At 66.2% G+C, this 22,039-nt stretch carries 14 protein-coding genes; 5 read left to right on the top strand and 9 right to left on the bottom strand.

Annotation, left to right across the window (positions count from 1 at the left end):
- Positions 1 to 9: 9 nt before the first annotated feature.
- Entirely contained in the window at positions 10 to 504 is a 495-nt protein-coding gene (gene msrB / locus NF699_18840; GenBank protein USU05058.1) for a peptide-methionine (R)-S-oxide reductase MsrB, read from the top strand.
- Between the two features lie 3 nt (positions 505 to 507).
- On the opposite strand, the gene NF699_18835 is transcribed toward msrB, so the two are convergent.
- Both NF699_18835 and NF699_18830 read right to left on the bottom strand, forming a co-directional pair.
- Complete coding sequence (locus NF699_18835) at positions 508 to 1,050, bottom strand: CHAP domain-containing protein (GenBank protein USU05057.1); 543 nt, start codon at positions 1,048 to 1,050, stop codon at positions 508 to 510.
- 239 nt (positions 1,051 to 1,289) lie between these two features.
- Entirely contained in the window at positions 1,290 to 2,117 is an 828-nt protein-coding gene (locus NF699_18830; protein ID USU05056.1) for an SDR family oxidoreductase, read from the bottom strand.
- A 153-nt stretch (positions 2,118 to 2,270) separates the two neighbouring features.
- Here NF699_18830 and NF699_18825 point away from each other — a divergent pair, with 153 nt between their 5' ends.
- Together NF699_18825 and NF699_18820 are read left to right on the top strand one after the other, a co-directional pair.
- Positions 2,271 to 3,416 (top strand): acyl-CoA dehydrogenase family protein, encoded by a 1,146-nt coding sequence (locus NF699_18825; GenBank protein ID USU05055.1) that lies wholly within the window; start codon positions 2,271 to 2,273, stop codon positions 3,414 to 3,416.
- Between the two features lie 107 nt (positions 3,417 to 3,523).
- The gene (locus NF699_18820; protein ID USU05054.1) at positions 3,524 to 4,312 is read left to right on the top strand and encodes an SDR family oxidoreductase; all 789 of its coding nucleotides are present in this window, start codon (positions 3,524 to 3,526) and stop codon (positions 4,310 to 4,312) included.
- 86 nt (positions 4,313 to 4,398) lie between these two features.
- Here NF699_18820 and NF699_18815 read toward each other — a convergent pair whose 3' ends face one another.
- From NF699_18815 to NF699_18805, 3 genes are all read right to left on the bottom strand, one after another.
- A complete protein-coding gene (locus NF699_18815; protein ID USU05053.1) occupies positions 4,399 to 5,736 on the bottom strand; it encodes a cellulase family glycosylhydrolase in 1,338 nt (445 codons plus the stop codon).
- 33 nt (positions 5,737 to 5,769) lie between these two features.
- On the bottom strand, positions 5,770 to 6,315 hold the full coding sequence (locus tag NF699_18810; protein ID USU05052.1) for a hypothetical protein: 546 nt from the start codon (positions 6,313 to 6,315) through the stop codon (positions 5,770 to 5,772).
- 82 nt (positions 6,316 to 6,397) lie between these two features.
- Positions 6,398 to 8,656 (bottom strand): NADP-dependent malic enzyme, encoded by a 2,259-nt coding sequence (locus tag NF699_18805; protein USU05051.1) that lies wholly within the window; start codon positions 8,654 to 8,656, stop codon positions 6,398 to 6,400.
- Positions 8,657 to 8,813: 157 nt separating this feature from the next.
- Here NF699_18805 and mutS point away from each other — a divergent pair, with 157 nt between their 5' ends.
- A complete protein-coding gene (mutS, locus tag NF699_18800) occupies positions 8,814 to 11,393 on the top strand; it encodes a DNA mismatch repair protein MutS (protein USU07152.1) in 2,580 nt (859 codons plus the stop codon).
- A gap of 63 nt (positions 11,394 to 11,456) precedes the next feature.
- On the top strand, positions 11,457 to 14,201 hold the full coding sequence (locus tag NF699_18795) for a [protein-PII] uridylyltransferase (GenBank protein USU05050.1): 2,745 nt from the start codon (positions 11,457 to 11,459) through the stop codon (positions 14,199 to 14,201).
- On the opposite strand, the gene NF699_18790 is transcribed toward NF699_18795, so the two are convergent.
- The 4 genes from NF699_18790 to thrS form a co-directional block, all read right to left on the bottom strand.
- Positions 14,198 to 15,961: a cation:proton antiporter gene (locus NF699_18790; GenBank protein ID USU05049.1), complete on the bottom strand. Its 1,764-nt coding sequence runs from the start codon at positions 15,959 to 15,961 to the stop codon at positions 14,198 to 14,200. The genes NF699_18795 and NF699_18790 overlap by 4 nt on opposite strands.
- A gap of 187 nt (positions 15,962 to 16,148) precedes the next feature.
- Positions 16,149 to 18,983: a TonB-dependent receptor gene (locus NF699_18785; protein ID USU07151.1), complete on the bottom strand. Its 2,835-nt coding sequence runs from the start codon at positions 18,981 to 18,983 to the stop codon at positions 16,149 to 16,151.
- 219 nt (positions 18,984 to 19,202) lie between these two features.
- Entirely contained in the window at positions 19,203 to 19,736 is a 534-nt protein-coding gene (infC, locus tag NF699_18780) for a translation initiation factor IF-3 (protein ID USU05048.1), read from the bottom strand.
- Positions 19,737 to 19,850: 114 nt separating this feature from the next.
- Entirely contained in the window at positions 19,851 to 21,842 is a 1,992-nt protein-coding gene (gene thrS / locus NF699_18775; protein ID USU05047.1) for a threonine--tRNA ligase, read from the bottom strand.
- Between the last annotated feature and the right edge of the window lie 197 nt (positions 21,843 to 22,039).

Raw genomic sequence — 22,039 nt, 5'->3', positions numbered from 1 at the left:
ATCCCCCGTATGGTTCATGTTTCCGATCGCCGCTCGTTCCTAACCCTCGCTGCCAGCGGTCTGGCGGGTGTCGCCCTGTGGGGCTGCCGCAGCGCCCCCGCAGCCGCGGCCGAACGCTATCCCGTGCAGATGAGCGACGCCCAATGGCGCAAGAAGCTGGGCGATGCGGCGTGGAGCGTGCTGCGCCATGAGAGCACCGAGCGGCCGTACTCCAGCCCGCTCAACGGCGAGCATCGCGCCGGCACCTTCGCCTGCAAGGGCTGCGCGCTGCCGTTGTTCTCGTCCAGAACCAAGTTCGAAAGCGGGACCGGCTGGCCCAGCTTCTGGGCGCCGCTGCCCAATGCGGTCGCGACCACGACGGATCGTTCGTTGCTGATGGAGCGCGTAGAGGTCCATTGCCGGCAATGCGGCGGACATCTGGGCCATGTATTCGACGATGGCCCCAAGCCGACCGGCAAGCGTTACTGCATGAACGGCGTGGCGATGACCTTCAAGCCAGCCTGAGGCTCATTCGCCCGCGGTGGGGATGACCGGCACCGCCGCGACGGTTGCGATCACGTTGGTATCCGCCATCGGTGCTGCGTCGTTAACCGGCGCATGATCCGAATAGATGAAGCCGTTGGTCGGGTAGCTGGAGGTGCCGAGCCCACCGAGCGGTCCGTACCACACCTTCACCTCGCTCCAGTCGCCGGCAGCGGAAACGTCGATCGCCCGCACGTTGCGTTCGATCGCACCGGGCCGCGACCAGTTGGCGTGGGTCAGCAGGACTTCGCGATCGCTGACGATCTGCGACACCATTGCGACGTGACCGACACGCATGCGACGGGTGGACTGGAAGGCAAGTACGGCGCCGACCTTGGGCGCATGACCGCGAGCGTATTTGCCGGCGGCCTGTCCCCACCACGTGTTGGCGTTGCCATGGATGGAGATGCCCGAAATCTCGCGAGCATAAGGTGCGCACTGCCAGAACTGGGCCATCGCAGGTGTGGCCGTCATCAGGCCGCACGAAACCACCAGCGCAAAGCGCGCCGCCAACGTCTTCACAGTCATTTGCTGACCCCCCGGTCAAAACCCGTTCGTCGAGGATGTCGCTAGCCGGGGTTATTCTTTTCTCCAATGGCCGCGGGAACCATAAGAGACGAACGGTGTTTGCGCGCCGACCAGACGAAAATGCGATGTTCCTGTCGCTCGCCTGAACGGGCGGAACTACCGGGAATAGGTCAGTCGGCCTGTCCCGGGCAGCCGCCGCGCTGCGGGTGTCGCGACCGGGCTGCGTGCGCCGGCGCCGTTCATCGCATCGCCGCCAGCGCGGAAAGCAACGACGATTCGGCTGGATCCCAGCTTGCGCGCGTACCCAATGTCAGGCCGCCATCGACCAGTATGTGGGTGCCCGTGACGAACGCCGCATCATCGCTGGCCAGGAAGGCGACGGCGGCAGCGACATCCTCGGGCCGGCCGGCGCGCGCGACCGGCTGCGCCCTGGCGGCGTTGCGCGCGATCATGGCATCCGCCTGCGTGCGCCGGTCGGCGTCGAGATCGAGGTTGCGCGTGAAGATGCCGGTGAGAATGAAACCCGGCACCACCGCATTGACGCGTATCCGCGCGGCGGCCAGATCGGCCGCGGCCAGCTTCGTCAGGTGCAGCACCCCGGCCTTGGCGGTCGAATAGGCCGTCGGCGCATAACCGGTGCCGAGCGCCGATACCGATGAGGTGTTGACGATCGCGCCGCCGCCCCGCCTGGCGATCAGCGGCGCCGCAAAGCGGATCCCGAGCGCCACCGAACGCAGCAGCAGCGCCATCGTCCGGTCCCAATCCTCCGCCGCGATATCGCCGATCCGCTCGCGCGCGCCGCCGGCGCCGGCGTTGTTGAACACGATGTCGAGCCCGCCCCCCGCATCGGCTGCGTGCATCAACGCCTCGATCTGGGCCGCGTCGGTGACATCGGTGGGCTGAAAGGCGATCGCGCCGCCGGAACGGGCGGCCAGCGCCTCCCCTGCCTCCCGGTCGATGTCGCCGATCAGCACCTGCGCGCCCTCGTCCGCGAGTCTCAGCGCCGTCGCGCGCCCGATGCCCGATGCGCCGCCGGTGACGACCGCGCGTTTACCTGCAAATCGCATCCTGGCTCCTGACCTTTTCACCGATGATAGTATGGTGCTCCTCATCGTCAACGCTGTCGAATTTGAATTTCGGGTTTGCGCGCGCCGGCGGCGCGATCTACCCAGGGGCGACGACATGACCGGCCCCGTACGGGGTATTGCACTGGAAGCGACATGGCCCTCGATCCCGAGACATTCGACGCGTTGATCGACACCGTCCGGCGCTTCGTCGCCGAACGCCTTCGCCCGCTGGAAGCGGATGTCGAGACTGCCGATGCGATCCCGGACACCGTCATCGCCGAGATGAAGGAGATGGGCCTGTTCGGGCTGTCGATCGCGGAGGAATACGGCGGCCTCGGCCTGAACATGGTCGAGGAATGCCGTGTCGCGATCGAGATGGGGCGGACGACGCCCGCCTTTCGCTCCAGCTTCGGCACCAACGTCGGCATCGGCAGTCAGGGCCTCGTCATGGCCGGCACGGCGGAACAGAAGGCCGACTGGCTGCCGCGGATCGCGAGCGGCGAGATCGTCACCAGCTTCGCCCTCACCGAGCCGGACGTCGGCAGCGATTCCGGGTCGGTGAAGACGCGGGCGGTGAGGGACGGCGACGTGTATCGGCTGTCCGGCACGAAGCGCTACATCACCAATGCCGACAAGGCGCAGTTGTTCACCGTCATGGCCCGCACCGGCGAGGAGAAGGGCGCGCGGGGCGTCTCCGCCTTCCTCGTACCCAGGGACCTGCCCGGCATCACCATCGGCGAACCCGAAAAGAAGATGGGGCAGAAGGGCGCGAAGGTCGCCGATGTCCATTTCGACGACGTCCCCGTTCCCGCTGCCAACCGGCTGGGCGCGGAGGGCGAAGGGTTCAAGATCGCGATGCGGGTGCTCGATCGCGGCCGGCTGCACATCAGCGCGGTCTGCGTCGGGGTTGCGGAGCGGCTGATCGCGGACAGCGTCGCCTATGCCGGCAGTCGCAGCCAGTTCGGCCAGCCGATCGCCAACCACCAGCTGATCCAGGGCATGATCGCCGACATGAAGACCGAAGCGCTGGTCGCCCGCGCGATGGTGCTGGAAACCGCGGCTACCAAGGATCGCGGCGAGGATGTCGTGCTGGAATCGGCGGCCGCGAAGTATTTCGCCAGCGAGATGGTGGGACGCGTCGCCGACAAGGCGGTGCAGATCTACGGCGGCGCCGGCTACATCGCGGATTACGGGATCGAGCGGCTGTACCGCGATGTCCGGCTGTTCCGCATCTACGAGGGCACCAGCCAGATCCAGCAGGTCATCATCGCCCGCGAGACGATGAAGCGCGGCGGGTGACCTGACGTCCGTCGCCCCAGCGCAGGCTGCCCCCCCCCCCACGCATGCGCCATCGCACATCGCGACAAGACCCCAGCCTGCGCTGGGGTGACGATTTGGAGACATTCATGGACACCACCACCCTCTTCCGCCTCGACGGCAAGGTCGCGCTCGTCACCGGGGGGAGTCGCGGGATCGGCAAGATGATCGCCGCTGGCTTCATCGCGCAGGGGGCGAGGGTCTATATCTCGTCGCGCAAGGCAGGCGCGTGCGAGGATGCCGCCGCGGAACTGGGACCGAATTGCATCCCCCTGCCCCAGGACGTCAGCACCGTCGCCGGCTGCAAGGCGCTCGCCGCGCAACTCGCCGAGCATGAGCAGCGGCTCGACATCCTCGTCAACAATGCCGGCGCAGCGTGGGGCGTGCCGTTCGAGGAGTTCCCGGAGAGCGGCTGGGACAAGGTCATGGACCTCAACGTCAAATCGCCATTCTTCCTGACGCAGGCGCTGCATCCCGCCTTGAAGGCCGCGGGTACGCCGGGGCGGCCGGCCAAGGTGATCAACATCACCTCGATCGACGGACAGCGGCTCAACCCGTGGGAAACCTACAGCTATCACGCGTCGAAATCGGCACTGATCTATCTGACCAAGCGGCTGGCGGCGCGGCTGGTGAAGGATGCGATCAACGTCACCTCGATCGCGCCGGGGGCGTTCCCGAGCGAGATGAACAAGGCGGCACGCGACCATGGCGATGCGATCGCGCGCGGCATTCCCGCCGGGCGGATCGGGACAGACGAGGACATGGCGGGCGCGGCGATCTATCTCGCCAGCCGCGCCGGGGATTACGTGGTGGGCGAAACGATCACCGTCGACGGCGGGCTGGTGCATGCCGCGCTGGGGACGAGCATCGACGCCTAGCCCCCAAACCGTCACCCCAGCGCAGGCTGGGGTCTTCCGCGGCTAAAGACCCCAGCCTACGCTGGGGTGACGGTTCTCGGTTGGAGTCACCCCGCCAGCGCCGCCGCGTGCGCCTTGATCACCGCCATGGTGCTCGCGTCGCTATCGAACACCCCGTACCAGCCCTGCGGCTCGTGCGGGGGGTCGCCCATGTAGCCGAGATCGCCGCGCACGAAGCGATAGTCGGCATGCGGCGTCCGCGCCTCGCCGTTCCACGCCCAGAAGTTGGAACCGGCGAGCGGTCCACCGGCGGCAGTGTCCGCTTCGACCGCCGCGTAGATCTGGCGATAGAAGCGGTCCTTGAACGTCGTGGCGATCTTCGGATCGTAAGCGGTCGCGCCATCGCGGGGATAGCCGAACTCCTCGATCACCAACGGCTTGCCGAGCTGGCGGGCCAGCCGGACGTGGGCCGCGATATAGTCGGCGACCTTGGCGGAGCCGGCGTCATAGGTGGTGGCGAGATTGCCCGCGTCCATCCAGCTCCAGTTGTTAGGCCAGATGTGCGTCGTCATGTAATCGATCGCGGGCGAGCGATGCGCGTCGAGCACGACGTCTTCGCGCTCGATCGAGCCCTTCAGCCCCTCCGACCCGGTGGTCACCAGATGATGACCATCGAGCGCCTTGATGTACCGCGCCGTCTCGTCGATCCAGCGGTAGAAGTTGGGCAGGTTCGGCACCGCGACCGCATCCGATCCACCGGGGCGCGGTTCGTTGGCGAGCTGCCATGCCATAATCGTCGGATCGTCGGCATAGCGGATGCCCGTGACGCTATTGGTCCGCTGCACCACCGCCCTGATATAATCGCGCAGCAGCGTCTGGGCGGGGCGGCTGGTGTAGAAAGCGGCGTTGCGATCCGGAAATTCCGGCCATGGATGTGCGGGATCGTTCATGTTGATGAAGTTGCCGCCGTTGACCCACGACAGGTAGGTCATCATCCCGCCGGACCATTCCCAGAAATTGGCGAGGTAGACGATGGCGGTCATGTCGCGCTTCGCCATTTCGGCAAGCGTCCAGTCGAGGCCCTTCAGCAAATCTTCGTTGTAGCTGCTGCCCTTGCCGCGGAAGCCCGGCGTAATCGAGTTCTTCAGCGGCGATTCCTCCGCCGAACCGATGATGCGGAGGTTACGGACACCGAGCGCCTGTAGCCGGTCGAGTTCGCGCCCCAGCCGCGCACGGTTGCCATAGGCGGTGTCCGCGCCCAGCCATGCGCCATACCAGACGTTGGCACCGGCGTAGCGATAGGGCTTGCCGTCGCGCACGAAGTGCAGGCCGTCGACACCGACGAAGCGGGACGGTGCCGTGCCGGCGGTGCCGGGACGCACGGGCGTCGCGCAACCGGCGACCAGCGTCGCGCCCCCAACGATGATCGAACGCCGGTCAAACATGGATAATTCCTTCAAGAATAGCGGGCACGCGGATCAACCGCCTTTGCCGAGATCGAGTACGAAGATCGGGCCGAATTCGAACACCGCCTTGGCCCCGCCGAGGTGCAGCGACACCATCGCCGCGCCGGCCGCGGCATCGCTGGCCGCGACCCCGGTAACCTGTTGCAGCTTCCATTCGCGTCCTACGGCCGCAGAACCGGTGACGATCGGCGTGTAGGGCGTGGCGGCCATCGCAACCCCGGCGAAGGGGATGGGCGCGGTGGCGTCGCCCGCCAGCTTCGGCGCGCGCGCCCAGAAGGCGACGACGATCCTGTCCCCCCTTGCGATCGGCTTGGCGATCGGCGAACTGGCGCCGACATCCCAGACGTTGCCACCAGTCGCGGTGACGACGACCTGGAGCGCACGGCCGCCGACGACATCCGCCTTCAACGGCTTGTTGGTCTGCCCCGCGCCATAGACGCTATAGGCGACGCCCGGCGTGTTGATCGCCTTTTGCAGGATATCGCCGGTCTGTGCCGATCCGGTCGGCACCGATGCCAGCGCGGTCACGCCCAGCGCAGCGTACAGCAACCCCCTCATAAGCTCTCTCCTGTCTCCCGCGGTCTCGAGGCCGCGGGAGATATGGAAAGCAATTTTATTTAATATGCAAGCGGAAGCAGTATCAGCGGGCGATACCACCCGCCGCGAGCACGGCGAGCGTCACCAATTCGCTCGCCGTAGAGGTCATCGGCGCGATCTGCACCGGCTTTTCCATGCCGATCAGCATCGGGCCGATGACATTGTCGCCGCCCAGTTCGCGCAACAGCTTGGCCGAGATATGCGCGGATTGCAGGCCCGGCATGATGAGGATGTTGGCGGGGCCGGACAGGCGCGCGAACGGATAGTTCTTCATCTGCTTCGGGTTGAGCGCGACGTCGGGCGGCATCTCGCCTTCATATTCGAAGCCGACGTTGCGGCCGTCGAGCACCGATACGGCATCGCGGATGTTGTCGACCCACGCGCCCTTCGGATTGCCGAAGGTCGAATAGCTGAGCATCGCGACGCGCGGCTCGTGGCCCATGCGGCGCGCGACCTGCGCGGTCTGTTCGGCGAAGTCGGCGAGCTGTTCGCCGGTCGGGCGTTCGTTGACCGTGGTGTCGGCGATGAACACGGTGTGGCTCTGCCCGACCAGCACGTGGATGCCGAACGGGGTGCGACCCGCCTCCGGATCGATGACGCGCTTCACCTGACGCATCGATTCCGCCCAGGTTCGGGTGATGCCGGTGATCATCGCATCCGCCTCGCCGAGCTGGAGCAGCGCCGCACCGAAGACGTTGCGATCCTGGTTGATCATCCGCTCAACATCGCGGCGCAGGTAACCACGCCGCTGGAGCCGGGCGTAGACAAAATCGACCATCTTCGGGACCAGCGGCGAATGGCGGCTGTTGTGAACCTCATATTCCTGCGGATTGGTCACACCCAATGCCTTCAGGCGATCGTAGACGTCGTCGCGGCCGACCAGCACCGGGGTGCCATAGCCGCCTTCCTTGAACGAGATCGCGGCGCGCAGCACGACCTCTTCCTCGCCCTCGGCGAACAGCACCCGCTTCGGCCGCGCGCGCGCGCCTTCATAGGCGAGGCTGAGCACCGAGGTCGTCGGGTTGAGCCGTGCGCGCAGCGACTGGCGATACGCCTCCATGTCGAGGATCGGCTTGAGCGCGATGCCGGAATCCATCGCCGCCCTGGCGACGGCGGTCGGCACGATCTCCATCAGCCGCGGGTCGAACGGCGACGGGATGATATATTCGGGGCCGAAGCTGTGCTGCACACCATAAGCGACCGCCACCTCCTCCGGCACGCGCTGGCGCGCCAGTTCGGCGATGGCATTCGCCGCGGCGATCTTCATCGCGTCGTTGATGCCGGTCGCACGTACGTCGAGCGCGCCGCGGAAGATGAAGGGGAAGCAGATCACGTTGTTGATCTGGTTGGGATAATCCGATCGACCGGTGGCGACGATCGCATCGGGGCGCGCCGCCTTGGCCAGTTCCGGGCGAATTTCCGGTTCCGGATTGGCCATCGCGAAGATGATCGGGGATGGGGCCATATGCTCGACCATCTCGGGCTTGAGCGCGCCCGCGGCGGACAGGCCGAGGAACACGTCGGCACCCGCCAGCGCCTCGGTCAGCGTCCGACGGTCGGTGTTCGCCGCATGCGCCGACTGCCACTGGTTCACGTCGTCGCGGCCTTGATAGATCACGCCGGCCTTGTCGCACATGATGACGTTGTCGTGGCGTACGCCCATCGCCTTCATCAATTCGGTACAGGCGATCGCCGCCGCGCCGGCACCGTTGACGACGAGCCGCACGTCCTGCAGCTTTCGCCCGGTCAGCAGGCAGGCGTTGATGAGCCCGGCCGAGGCGATGATCGCGGTGCCGTGCTGGTCGTCATGGAAGACCGGGATGTTCATCCGTTCGCGCAGCGTCTGCTCGATGATGAAGCATTCGGGCGCCTTGATATCCTCGAGGTTGATGCCGCCGAAGGTCGGTTCCATCAGCTCGACCGCGTCGATGAAGCGGTCGACGTCCTCTGTCTTCAGCTCGATATCGATCGAATCGACGTCGGCGAACCGCTTGAACAGCACCGCCTTGCCCTCCATCACCGGCTTCGATGCGAGCGCGCCGAGATTGCCCATGCCGAGGATCGCGGTGCCGTTGGAGATGACCGCGACGAGGTTGCCCTTTGCGGTGTAATCGTAGGCGGTTGCGGGGTCGTCGGCGATCGCCTGAACCGGCACGGCGACGCCCGGCGAATAGGCGAGCGCGAGGTCGCGCTGGGTTGCCATCGGCTTCGAAGCGATGATCTCGAGCTTGCCGGGACGCCCCTCCGAATGGAACAGCAGCGCCTCGCGCTCGGAGAATTGGATGGACGCTTCGTCGGACATGGGACCTCGCTGACGGGCTGACGCTACGGCTCTTGACCGTTTCGGACGGGGCTTTCAACCCGCGCTGGTCAGCGATGCGGTCGTTCGCCGCCTTGCCTGAATATGGCGAGCGGCTATCAGACCGTCGATGGCGACTCTCGCGACCACCCCTACCCCCATGATGGCCCAATACCTCGGGCTGAAGGCCGAGGCGGAGGATTGCCTGCTGTTCTATCGCATGGGCGATTTCTTCGAATTGTTCTTCGACGATGCGCGGATCGCGGCGCAGGTGCTCGACATCGCGCTGACGTCGCGCGGCGAGCATGAGGGCGAGAAGATCCCGATGTGCGGCGTGCCGGTGCATGCTTCCACCGCCTATCTGCAACGCTTGATCAAGGCGGGGCACCGCGTCGCCATCGCCGAACAGACCGAGACGCCCGCCGAGGCCAAGGCACGAGGCGGCTACAAGGCGCTGGTGTCGCGCGGGATCGTCCGGGTGGTTACCGCGGGGACGCTGACCGAGGAGGCGCTGCTCGACGCGCGGCAAGACAATTGGTGCGTCGCGATCGGCGAGGCGGCGGGTGCGGTGGCGCTGGCCGCTGCGGACGTGTCGACCGGGCGGTTCGAGGTGATCGACTGTTCCGTCGATGCACTCGGTGCGGAGCTTGCGCGGCTGGCTGCGGCCGAAGTGGTTGCGTCCGAGGCGGGCGACCAGGCGCATGCGGCAACGACGCTGCGGCCGAAACAGGGGTTCGACAGCGGCGGCGGCGAGACGCGACTGAAGGCGCTGTTCGGCGTGGCGACGCTCGACGGCTTCGGCCAGTTCAGCCGGGCGGGACTGGCGGCGGCGGGCGGGTTGGTCGCCTATCTGGAGCATACAGCCAAGGGTGCCCTGCCCTTCCTGCGCCCGCCGCGCCTGACGCAGGCGGCGGAGACGATGGCGATCGATGCGGCGACGCGCGACAGCCTCGAGCTGACCTGCACCACCGGCGGGCAGCGCAAGGGCAGCCTGCTCGATTGCATCGACCGGACGGTGACCGGCGCGGGCGCGCGGCTGCTGGCGAGCGACCTCGGTGCGCCGCTGATGGACAAGGCGGCGATCGATGCTCGGCTCGATCTGGTGCAGTATTTCCATGATGCCGCCGGGCAGCGCGAGCAGGTTCGTGCCGCGTTGCGGGCGTTGCCGGATATCGGTCGCGCGATCGGGCGGCTGGCGGCGGGGCGTGGATCCCCGCGCGATCTCGGGCAGTTGCGCGATGGCCTCGATGGTGCGTGGCATCTCGGCGAGCGGCTGGGCAGGATCGATGCGCCACTGGCGCTGCTGGACCGCGTCGCGCCGCGCTTGCGCGGGCATGGCGCGCTGATCGACCTGCTCAAGCGTGCGCTGGTGCCGTCGCCGCCGATCGAGGCGAGCGATGGCGGGTATATCGCCGCGGGCTATGACCTCGCGCTCGACGATCTGCGCGATGCCGGCGCGGGTGGGCGACGGGCGATCGCGACGCTGGAGGCAGAGTTCAAGACCACCACCGGCATTACCGCGCTCAAGATCCGCCACAACAACGTGCTGGGCTATCATGTCGAGGTGCCGGCCCGCGCCGCCGACCCGCTGATGCAGCCCGACAGCGGCTTCACCCATCGCCAGACGCTGGCCGGTGTGGTCCGCTTCAACACGCCGGCGCTGCATGAGGTCGCCGCGCGCGTATCGCAGGCGGGAGCGCATGCGCTCGCCGCGGAAGCCGCGCATCTGGAAGAACTCACCGCCGCCGCCCTCGCCCACCGCGAGGCGATCGCCGCCACCGCCGATGCGCTGGCGCGGATCGACGTCGCCGCCGCGCTCGCCGAGCGGGCGGCGGAGGGGCAATGGGCGCGGCCGCATCTGGTCGACCACGCCTGTTTCGAGATCGCCGGCGGGCGGCACCCCGTCGTGGAGGCGGCGGTGGCGAAGTCGGGCGACCGCTTCGTCGCCAACGATTGCGCGCTGTCGCCGGATTCGCGGCTGTGGCTGGTGACGGGTCCGAACATGGGCGGCAAGTCGACCTTCCTGCGCCAGAATGCGCTGATCGCGGTGCTGGCGCAGGCGGGCAGCTACGTGCCGGCGAGCAAGGCGACGCTGGGCCTAGTCGATCGACTGTTCAGCCGCGTTGGCGCGTCGGACAATCTGGCGCGCGGGCGATCGACCTTCATGGTCGAGATGGTCGAGACCGCGGCAATCCTGGCGCAGGCGACGCCGAACAGCTTCGTCATCCTCGACGAGGTCGGGCGTGGCACCAGCACCTACGACGGGCTCGCCATCGCCTGGGCGGTGGTGGAGGCGATCCACGAGGACAATCGCTGCCGTTGCCTGTTCGCCACGCACTACCACGAACTGACCCGGCTGGCGGAGCGCTGCGAGGCGCTGACGCTGCATCATGTGCGTGCACGCGAGTGGAAGGGTGAACTGGTGCTGCTGCACGAGCTGTCGCAGGGCCCCGCGGATCGCAGCTACGGGCTGGCAGTGGCGCGGCTGGCGGGGATGCCGCCGGCGACGGTGGCGCGGGCGAAGGCGGTGCTGGCCAAGCTGGAGGCGGGCCGCGCGAAGACCGGCGGGCTGGCGGCGGGGCTGGACGACCTGCCCCTGTTCGCCGCAGCGCAGGTGGCCGAAGAGGAGCAATGCGACGCGATCCGCAGCGAGGTGGAGGCGCTGGATGTCGACGCGCTGACCCCGCGCGAGGCGCTGGATACGCTATACCGGCTGAAGGCGCTCGCGCGGGAGGGCTGAATTCCGTCCACTCCCTCGTCACCCCGGCTGTCCCCTTAACCATCCCGCCGCTATGACGCGGGCATGAACGGCCGCTTCGATCACATTCCCAACCGCCGCACGATCGTCGATCGGCGCGCGCTCGCCGAACGCATCGCTGCGATCGATGCCAGCGACGCCGCGTTGCGCGGTCAGGTCGCCGCGATGCTCAAGGTCGCCCTTGCCGACGGCCGCGCGGAGATCGAGCGACGCCTCGCCACGCATCCCTCTCGCGGACTCGAGGCCTCGAACGCGCAGGCGTATCTTACCGACGCGCTGCTCCGCGTGCTGTTCGACGTCGCGACGCAGCGGCTGCACCCGCTCGCCAATCCCACCTCCGGCGAACGCCTGACCCTCATTGCCGTCGGCGGCTACGGGCGGGCCGAGATGGCGCCCTATTCGGACGTCGACATCGGCTTCCTGACCCCCGCCAAACAGACGCCGTGGGCGGAACAGGTCATCGAATCGATGCTGTACGCGCTATGGGACATCGGGCTGAAGATCGGCCATTCCAGTCGATCGCTGGACGAGATGGTGCGCCAGGCGAAAGGCGACGTGACGATCCGCACCGCCTTGCTGGAGGCGCGCTACGTCACCGGGGACACCAGCCTGTACGACGAGGCGGCGAAGCGTTTTAAGGCGGAGGTGCAGCATGGCACCGAGCGCCAGTTCATCGCCGACAAGCTCGCCGAACGCGACGCGCGCCACCGCAAGATGGGCGACACCCGCTACGTCGTCGAGCCCAACGTCAAGGAGGGCAAGGGCGGCCTGCGCGACGTCCACGCGCTGTTCTGGATCGGCAAGTATATCCATGACGTACAGCGCGGTGCCGATCTGGTCGACGTCGGGCTGCTGACCAAAGCGGAATACAAGCTGTTCCACCGTGCCGATAATTTCCTGCAGGCCGTCCGCTGCCACCTGCACAGCGTCACGCGGCGGGCGGAGGACCGGCTGACCTTCGACGTGCAACGCGAGATCGCGACGCGGATGCGCTTTTCGGACCGTCCCGGCAAATCCGCAGTCGAACGCTTCATGCAATATTACTTTCTGCAGGCGAAGACGGTCGGCGATCTGACGGGGGTGTTCCTCGCGCATCTCGACGAGCGGTTCGCGGCGCGCGGACGGCGGTTCGGATTGCCGACGATCCGGCGGCGGCCCGGAAAGCTGCACGGCTTCGTACTCGATCGCGGGCGGCTGGCGCTGCCGCGCGACGATTATTTCATCGAGGATCCGGTCCGGTTGATCGAGATATTCCAGCTTGCCGACCTGCATGGCGTCGAGATCCATCCGCTGGCGATGCGCGCGGCCAACCGCGATGCCCGGCTGATCGCCCGGCACCGGCGCGATCCCCGCGCCAACGCGCTGTTCCTCGACGTGCTGACGAGCCCCCGCGACCCCGAGCTGGTGCTGCGCTGGATGAACGAGGCGGGCGTGTTCGGGCGGTTCGTGCCCGACTTCGGCCGGGTCGTCGCGCAGATGCAGTTCGACATGTACCATCATTACACCGTCGACGAGCACACCATCCGCGCGATCGGGTTGCTGGCGCGGATCGAAAGCGGGGCGCTGAAGGACGATCATCCGCTGTCGTCGGCGATCATCAAGCATATCCTGTCGCGGCGGGTGCTGTTCGTCGCGGTGCTGCTGCACGATATCGCGAAGGGACGCGGCGGCGATCATTCGATCCTGGGTGCGGAAGTCGCCGAGCGGCTGTGCCCGCGGTTCGGGCTGACCCCGGCCGAGACGGAGACGGTGGCGTGGCTGGTCCGCTGGCACCTGCTGATGTCGGCGACGGCCTTCAAACGCGATCTGAGCGATTTCAAGACGATCCTCGATTTCTGCGAGGTGGTGCAGAGCCCCGAGCGACTGCGGCTGCTGCTGGTGCTGACGATCGTCGATATCCGCGCGGTCGGTCCCGGCACGTGGAACGGATGGAAGCGGCAGTTGCTCGCCGACCTGTTCGAGGCGGCGGAAGAGGTGCTGCGGCTGGGTCACAAGCAGCGGGGACGGACGGAGCGGATCGCCACGCGGCAGGCCACGCTGCAAGCGACGCTGGGCTGGGACGTGGCGCGGTTCGATGCCTTCGTTCGCCGTTTTCCCGAAGCGTACTGGATCGCCGAACCCGACGATGTCCTTGCGCACAACGCCCGCTTCATCGCCGCGGCGGGTGACACGCCGCTATCGATCGACGCGCAGGTCTATTCAGAGCGCGGCGCGACGCTGGTGACGATCTACGCCGCCGACCACCCGGGTCTGTTCTATCGCATCGCCGGCGCAATCCACGTCGCGGGCGGCAACATCATCGACGCACGCATCCATACGACCCGGGACGGCATGGCGATCGACAATTTCCTGGTGCAGGACCCGTTCGGGCGGCCGTTCGACGACCTGGATCAGCTGGATCGGCTGAAGACCGCGATCGAGGATGCGCTGGCCAATCGCGGCAAGCTGGCGGATCGGCTGGTCGCCAAGCCGGCGCCGCGGACACGGGCGGATGCGTTCGAGATCGAACCCAACGTGCTGATCGACAATCACGCGTCGAACCGGTTCACCGTGATCGAGGTCAACGCGCGAGATCGTCCGGCGCTGCTCAACCAGCTGGCGCAGGCGCTGTTCCAGTCGAAGGTGACGCTGCATTCGGCGCATGTCGCAACCTATGGCGAACGCGCCGTCGATACCTTCTACGTCACCGACCTGACCGGCGACCGGATCACCGCCACGCTGCGCCTGAAGACGCTGGAAAAGCGGCTGCGCATGGCCGCGGCGGGAGAGGCCATGGACGAGGCGGCCTAGACGGGCTCCGGAGGCGCGAAGGTAAGCATCGTATCGCCCGCCTCCACCACCGGGCGCTGCGTGGTCGAAAACAGCAGCAGCCGGCGATCGGGTTTCAGCACGGCCACCGGCTCTGCGCCTCGCGCCAGTCGCGCGCGATAGGCGTCGTAACCGAAGACGTCGGTGATCCGGGTGCGGCCGAAGCCCCATCCCGCGGCCACCCGGGTCTGCAATTCGTCGATCGTCTCGCCGTCTTCCAGCAGCACCCTGCCCCGCCCGCGGGCACGACGCTCCTCATCCATGCCGGTATGCGAAAGGCGGTCGGTGCCGACCTCCGGCCCCAGATCCGCGCAGACCAAAGCGTTGTACGAATCGCTGTCGGTCGCGGCGATGACATGCTGGAACTGGAGCATGTCGAGCGTATCCTGCGTAACCTCGTCGAGGATATCGCCACGATAGACCTCCAGCTCGCGCTTGCGGGCGGCGCGCAGCGCGAACTTGGCGGTATCCGCTACCGTGACCTTCAGCCCCATTCCCTGCAACGCCACGCCCAATGCCGTGGTGAAGGCGTTGGCGCCGACCAGCAGCACGCCTTCGCCCTTGCCCTTGTCGATCCCGAGCCGGCGCGCGACCCAGCCGGCGGAAAAGCCGTGCGCGAAGATCGTCGCGACCACCACGCCGAACACCAGCGGCACCAGCGCGTCGGCATCCTTCATCCCGAAATCGTCGAGCCGCAGCGCGAACAGGCTGGTGACGGCGATCGCCACCACGCCCCGCGGCGCGATCCACGCGACGAACAGCCGCTCGCGCCATGGCATGTTCGAGAACAGCAGGCTGGCCATCACCGTCACCGGCCGGACCACGAACAGCAGCAGGAACAGGAACACGAGGAAGCGCGCCTGGAACCGCTCGACGACGTTCCACTGCAACGTCGCCGACAGGATGATGAAGACGCCGGAGATCAGCAGGACGGCGAGGTCCTCCTTGAAATGCTTCAGCGCTGCCGTCGATTGCGTCGGCCGGTTGGCCATGACGACACCCATCACCGTTACGGTGATGAGGCCGGTTTCATGCTTGATCAGATCGGCGGCGACGAAGCCGGCGATCACCGCGACCAATACGCTGGGCGCCTTCAGATATTCGGGGATATAGCCGCGGCGGAACGCCGTGGTGATGCCGAAGCCCAGTCCGACGCCGATCAGACCCGCGATCAACGTCGCCGCCGCGACGTCGAAGCCGATCGCGATCGCGCTGCGATCCGGCCCGACATAGGTGATGTAGGCATAGATCGCGACGGCGAGCAGCGCACCGATCGGATCGTTGACGATCCCTTCCCACTTTAGCGTATCGCGGACGCGTGCCGGTACGCGCAACGTGCGCAGCATCGGCCCGATCACCGTCGGTCCCGTGACCACGAGAATGCCGCCGAACAGCGCCGAGATGCCGAGCGGCAGCCCCGCCCCATAAAAGGCCGCGGCGGTGCCGAGCACCCAGCCGACGGGGACGCCGATCAGCACTAGCCGCAGCACCGCCGATCCGGCATGGCGCAGGTCGCGGAAGTTGAGGCTGAGACCGCCTTCGAACAGGATGACCGCAACGGCCAGCTTGATGATCGGCTGTTGCAGCGCGCCGAAATCGCGTTGCGGGTCGATCAGCCCCGTGACGGGCCCGGCGAGCACGCCCGCGATCAGCATCAGCGCGATCGCCGGGCGGCCGGTGCGCCACGCGATCCACTGCGCGCCGATACCGAGCACGCCGATCAGCGCGAATTTCACCAGCATGGAATCGAAGATCAGCGGCTTTCCCCTTTGCCGAACCTAAATACCGGCACGGGATGGGGGTTCCGGTCGAGATCCGACAATCGCATTGCGACGCGGCGAAGCGCGACCGCGGCGAGCGCGTCTCCAAATGTAAAAAAAAGCCGACCGCATCGCTGCGGCCGGCCCAGTCGGTCGTTGCCTCGTGAAATCAGAAACGTGCGCGGATCGTTGCACCATAAGTGCGCGGTTCGGCGAGATACTGCGAGAACAGCTGGCGGCCACCCGGATATTGCGGGTCCTGGAAGGCTGCCGTCGTCGCGCCTTCCTGGAACGGCGAGTTGAACGCGACCTGGGCGTAATCGACGTTGGTCAGGTTCTGCGCCCACAGCTCCAGCGAGAATTTCTCGTCCGGCGTGCGCAGGCCGATGCGGGCGTTGACGATCGCATAGCCGTCCTGCGCCTTTTGCGGGAACAGGTCGGAGCCGGTGTTATAGTCGCTCGTCATGCGTGTATCGACGTAGAACAGCGCCGAATAGCCACCACCGATCTGCGGCGTCCACGATGCCGACGACGTGGCGACGATATCGGCGGAGTTGGACAGGTTGTTACCCGGCAGCAGGCGCAGCGCCTGATCGAGCGGCGCGCCCGCGGATGTGCCGACCAGCTGGCTGCGATAGCCGGTATCGGTCAGCGTCAGGCCCATCGTGACGCGGAAGTCGCGCGCCGGCACCAGCGACGCCTCCAGCTCGATGCCCTTCGACCGCACGCCGTAACCGACGTCGCCCGACGGGCAGACGCCGGACGTGGCCGCCGCCGCGTTGAAGCTCGCCGCAGCGGCGAACTTGTCCTGATCACGATCGCCGCCATTCAGGTTCGACGAACAGCCATTGATGTTCTGCACGAGGAATACCGTGCCGTTGAAGGTGTTCAGCTGGAAGTTGCTGAAATCCTGGATGAAAGCCGCGGCGGACAGCGTGAACGGACCGGTCGCGTACTTGGCGCCGATTTCGAAGGCATCGACGGTTTCCGGCGCGAACTGCAGTGAATTCGCCAACGCCTGCGCGCCTCCGACAGACGCGAACGTCGCCGTCGGCGGCTTCAGCGCCGAACGGTCGAGGTTGAACCCGCCCGCCTTGTACCCGCGGGAGAAGCTGCCGTAGACCAGCAGATCGTCGATCGGCTTCCACGACAGGATCGCCGTGCCGGTGATCTTGTCTTCCTTGCGCTTGCTGTTGATCGAAACGCCGTTCAGTTCGGACGTCGAATTGCCCTGACACGTCAGGCCGATCAGAGCGGCAGCGGTCGCGCCCAGAGCTGCCCGGAAGGGTGCCAGCGCGTTCTGCTGGGCAAGACAGGCGGTGTTGTCGTTAGTGAACGTCGCATCGAACTTCTTGCGCTCGTTCGTGTAACGGGCGCCGATCGTCAGATCGACCGTATCGGTGACATGGAAGATATTGTGCGTGAAGATCGCGTAATTGCGGCTGTTCTGATTGTAGACGTCGCGTGTCGAACCCTTGTCATTGACACCGTCGAGACGGTCGAACGCGGCCAGTAGCACGCCACCGAGCGGTGCCGATCCCCCCGTCGCCGCGCCGCTGCCGATAACGGCACGACCGGTCGGGCTAAGGCAGGATGCGCCGGTCGGGAGATAGAAGCTCGCCAGAGCGCCGCCCGACACGGCACGGCACGTGGCGAAGCGGCCGTACTGCGTGCCGAAGCGCAGGTTATCCAGGACCCGCAGATCTTCGTTTGCGAAGAAGCCGCCGACGAGCCAGTCGAGCTTGTCGTTGAACAGCGAGCCGTTGAGGCGCAGTTCCTGCGTGAAGGTGCGGAAACGGCGCGCCGAATTGCCGTTGGCGGCGCGGTACAGGATGTCGACGCGGCTATAATCGGTGTCGGAACCCTGATCCGAATCATAGTCGCGATAGGCCGTGATCGACGTCAGCTTGGTCGTGCCGAAATTCCAGTCGAGCTGCCCCGATACGCCCCAGTCCTTGGTCGTGCCGGCGAAACTGCGACCCGGGCTGACCGACACGTCGCGGCCGTAGCCCGGACGATTGATCAGGCTGAGCGGCTGACCGAGATCGCTGATCACGTTAACGATGTTGTTGCCGCTGTCGTTGATGCGGCCCGGGGTTGCCCCGGGTTGCAGCAGGGGCGACGCCGGTTCGTTGAGATTGCCGATCGCCGGGTTGACCGAACGGTCGACATAGGTCGCCGCGCAGCATTTCTCATTGCGCTTGGTATAGTCGCCGATCAGGCGCAGACTGATGTCGCTGCTGGGCTCGAACAGCAACTGCCCGCGCAGGAAATAGCGATCGCGATCGTTGACGTCGGTGTTGTTGGTGTAATCGCGATAGAAGCCGTCGCGCTTGACGTAGACGCCATCGACACGGGCGGCGATCGTCTCGGTCAGCGGCAGGTTCACGTTGCCGGCGAGACGGTAGAAATCGTAATTGCCGTAGGTCGCCTCGGCACCGCCGCTGACGCCCTGGAACGAAGGTGCCTTGCTGATGATGCTGATCAGGCCGGCGGACGAGTTGCGCCCGCCCAGCGTACCCTGCGGACCGCGCAGCACCTCGACCCGGTCGATCTCGCCCAGCTCGGTGAGGCCGATGCCGGAGCGCGAGCGATAGACGCCGTCGATGAACACCGCGACCGAGCTTTCCAGGCCGGGATTGTCGCCGACCGTACCGATGCCGCGGATACGTGCAGAGCCATTCGCTTCCGAACCGGTCGAGGACACCAGCAGCGACGGGGCGAGCTGGTTCAGCTGGCGGATATCGTTGGCACCGGAATTCTGGAGCGTTTCGGCGGAAATCGCGGAGATGGCGACGGGGACATCGGCCAGCGCCTGCGCACGGCCCTGCGCGGTGACGACGATGTCGGCCTGGTTGTTATCGTCCTGCGACACAGAACCCGCGGTCGCGGTCGAGGTGCTCTGCGTCGCGGCACTGGACGGTTCGGGAGAATTGTTCTGCGCCATCGCGGGGGTGGCGATCGCGATAGTCGCTGCCGACAGTAGGTACGCGGTAAGGCGCATGGTCATCTCTCTCCTGAACGATTTCGTTTTTCGAATATCGGGTTTTCTTTTCAGGCTAGGGCCACACAGGCGTGAGCGTCTAGTATTTTGTGATGCCGGTATCCGATTTTCGAACGAAGTGTCGCCAATGCGCAACACCGGGCCCGTTGCCGGACCCGGTGTTCAAAAGTGCGTTTCGCTACGGCAATCGCCGTATCGGAAAAGACAGGGAAGCAACGCTTACTTGGGTGCGAGCACCATCAGCATCTGCCGGCCTTCCATGCGCGGATAAGCCTCGACCTTGGCCGTCTCGGCGACCTGCTCCGCGACGCGCTGGAGCACCGCCATGCCGAGCTGGCCGTGGCTGAGTTCGCGACCGCGGAAGCGCATGGTGACCTTCACCTTGTCGCCCTCCTCGATGAACTCGGCGACCTTCTTCATCTTGGTGTCGTAATCGTGGTCGTCGATGTTCGGACGCATCTTGATCTCCTTGATCTCCTGCGTCTTCTGCGACTTGCGCGCGAGGTTCGCCTTCTTCTGCGCCTCGTACTTGAACTTGCCGACGTCGAGGAACTTCGCGACGGGCGGGTCGGCGTTCGGCGACACCTCGACCAGATCGAGGCCGAGTTCCTGCGCCTGCGCCATCGCCTCGCGCGTGTACATCACGCCAAGATTCTCACCCTCATGGTCGATCACGCGGACCTTGGGGCTGACGATCCACTCGTTGAAACGAGGGCCATTCATTGGCGGCGCCTGGTTCGGCCGGCGCATCATGGGAGGACGTATGGGTATTGCTCCTGTGGTGGTTTGGGTTCGGATATAGGGGATCGCGGCCGTTTTTGAAAGGGACCTCTTCCTCTCCCGCGCGTGCGGGAGAGGTAAAAGGGATTACCGCAGATCAGGCGGAGTCGCCTCGTCGCGCAGCTTAGCGACGATCTCGTCCACCGTCACGAACTCCTGCGCCTGACTCCCCAGCCTGCGGACGGCGACCTTGCCCTCTTCCGCCTCGCGCTTGCCGACGACGAGCAGCACCGGGACCTTGGCGACCGAATGCTCCCGGACCTTGTAGTTGATCTTCTCGTTGCGCAGGTCGGTTTCCACCCGGATGCCGGCCTTGCGCAGCGTCGCCGCCACCTCGTTGGCATAACCGTCGGCATCCGACACGATGGTCGCGACCACCACCTGTACCGGTGACAGCCACAGCGGGAAGCGGCCGGCGTGGTGTTCGATCAGGATGCCGATGAAGCGCTCAAAGGTGCCGAGGATCGCGCGATGCAGCATGATCGGGCGATGGCGATTGCCATCCTCGCCGACGTAGCTCGCATCGAGCCGTTCGGGCAGTACGGTGTCGGTCTGGATCGTGCCGACCTGCCACGTCCGCCCGATCGCATCGGTCAGGTGGAATTCGAGCTTGGGTGCGTAGAAGGCGCCCTCACCCGGCAATTCCTCCCAGCCGTATTCCGGCGTGTCTCGGCCCGTCGCCGCAACCGCGTCACGCAGCGACTGCTCGGCCCAGTCCCACATCTCTTCCGAACCGAAGCGCTTTTCGGGACGCAGCGCCAGCTTGATCGCATAGCTGTCGAAGCCCAAATGCTGGTAGACGCTGTCGAGCAGTTCGCAGAATTTGCGGACCTCATCGACCAACTGGTCCTCGCGGACGAAGATATGCGCGTCGTCCTGCGTGAACTGACGGACGCGCATGATGCCGTGCAGCGCGCCATGCGGCTCGTTGCGGTGGCAGCAGCCGAATTCGGCCATGCGGATCGGCAGGTCGCGATAGCTCTTGATCCCCTGTTTGAAGATCAGCACGTGCGCCGGGCAGTTCATCGGCTTGAGTGCCATCAAATCGCCTTCGCCGGACAGGACCTGCCCTTCGTCTTCGGTGTTAGGCACCTCGTCCGGCACCACGAACATGTTCTCGCGATACTTGCCCCAGTGGCCGGATTGCTCCCACTGTTTGGCGTCCATTAGCTGCGGCGTCTTGACCTCGGCATAATCGGCCGCGTCCAACCGGCGGCGCATGTATGCTTCCAGCTGCCGCCACAGGATGAAGCCCTTGGGGTGCCAGAACACGCTGCCTTGCGCCTCGGACTGGAGGTGGAACAGGTCCATCTCCGCGCCGATCTTGCGATGATCGCGCTTCGCCGCCTCTTCCAGCATGAAGAGGTGCTGGTCGAGTTGCTTCTTGTTGAGCCAGCCGGTGCCATAGATGCGGCTCAGCATCGCGTTCTTCTGATCGCCGCGCCAATAGGCCCCCGATACGCGCGTCAGCTTGAAGGCATTGGGATCGAGCTTGCCGGTCGACACCATGTGCGGCCCACGGCACATGTCGAGCCACTGGCCCTGACGATAGATCGTCAGTTCCTCGCCATCGGGCAGTTCGGCGGCCCATTCGGCCTTGAAGGTCTCGCCCTGCCTGGTCCACGTCTCGATGAGTTGCTCGCGACTCCACACTTCGCGCGTGAACGGCTCGTTGCGCGCGATGATGCGGCGCATCTCGGCCTCGATCGCGGGCAGATCGTCTTCGGTGAACTGACGGTCCTTCGGCGCGAAGTCGTAGTAAAAGCCATCGTCCGTCGCCGGGCCGAAGGTGATCTGCGTACCCGGGAACAGATGTTGCACCGCCTCCGCCATCACATGCGCAAGGTCGTGGCGGACGAGTTCGAGCGCGTCGGCCTCATCCTTGGCAGTCACCAGCGCAAGGTTGGTATCACCCTCGAACGGCCGGTTGAGGTCACGCACCTGCCCGTCGATCCGCGCGGCGAGCGCCGCCTTGGCGAGCCCCGGGCCGATCGCGGCGGCGACGTCCGCGGGGGTAGTCCCGGGCGCAACCTCGCGGACGGAACCGTCGGGCAGCGTGATACGGAACATGGCGGACATGGTGGACTTTCAGCTTGGTTGAGGAGGGCCGAATAAAGCGGCGCGAGGTATATAGGCAAGCTTTGCCTAAAATCCTCCCCTCCCGCTCGCCCTCGTCATCCCCGCGTAGGCGGGGATCCATAATCACGAAGGCCGATGATGGAGCCGACACGTTATCCTATATGGGTCCTCGCCTCCGCGGGGATGACGGCGGTTTG

This window comes from Sphingomonadaceae bacterium OTU29LAMAA1 (assembly GCA_024072375.1).
GTDB lineage: Bacteria > Pseudomonadota > Alphaproteobacteria > Sphingomonadales > Sphingomonadaceae > Sphingomonas.
This window is presented reverse-complemented; position numbering and strand designations above follow the sequence as displayed.

Excerpts from the sequence above, each read along its gene's own strand:
- NF699_18790 (USU05049.1), bottom strand. The coding sequence starts at position 15,961 with ATGCTGGTGAAATTCGCGCTGATCGGCGTGCTCGGTATCGGCGCGCAG.
- mutS (USU07152.1), top strand. The coding sequence starts at position 8,814 with ATGATGGCCCAATACCTCGGGCTGAAGGCCGAGGCGGAGGATTGCCTG.
- NF699_18805 (USU05051.1), bottom strand. The coding sequence starts at position 8,656 with ATGTCCGACGAAGCGTCCATCCAATTCTCCGAGCGCGAGGCGCTGCTG.
- NF699_18825 (USU05055.1), top strand. The coding sequence starts at position 2,271 with ATGGCCCTCGATCCCGAGACATTCGACGCGTTGATCGACACCGTCCGG.
- thrS (USU05047.1), bottom strand. The coding sequence starts at position 21,842 with ATGTCCGCCATGTTCCGTATCACGCTGCCCGACGGTTCCGTCCGCGAG.
- NF699_18835 (USU05057.1), bottom strand. The coding sequence starts at position 1,050 with ATGACTGTGAAGACGTTGGCGGCGCGCTTTGCGCTGGTGGTTTCGTGC.
- NF699_18820 (USU05054.1), top strand. The coding sequence starts at position 3,524 with ATGGACACCACCACCCTCTTCCGCCTCGACGGCAAGGTCGCGCTCGTC.
- NF699_18810 (USU05052.1), bottom strand. The coding sequence starts at position 6,315 with ATGAGGGGGTTGCTGTACGCTGCGCTGGGCGTGACCGCGCTGGCATCG.
- NF699_18830 (USU05056.1), bottom strand. The coding sequence starts at position 2,117 with ATGCGATTTGCAGGTAAACGCGCGGTCGTCACCGGCGGCGCATCGGGC.
- msrB (USU05058.1), top strand. The coding sequence starts at position 10 with ATGGTTCATGTTTCCGATCGCCGCTCGTTCCTAACCCTCGCTGCCAGC.
- infC (USU05048.1), bottom strand. The coding sequence starts at position 19,736 with ATGATGCGCCGGCCGAACCAGGCGCCGCCAATGAATGGCCCTCGTTTC.
- NF699_18815 (USU05053.1), bottom strand. The coding sequence starts at position 5,736 with ATGTTTGACCGGCGTTCGATCATCGTTGGGGGCGCGACGCTGGTCGCC.
- NF699_18785 (USU07151.1), bottom strand. The coding sequence starts at position 18,983 with ATGCGCCTTACCGCGTACCTACTGTCGGCAGCGACTATCGCGATCGCC.
- NF699_18795 (USU05050.1), top strand. The coding sequence starts at position 11,457 with ATGAACGGCCGCTTCGATCACATTCCCAACCGCCGCACGATCGTCGAT.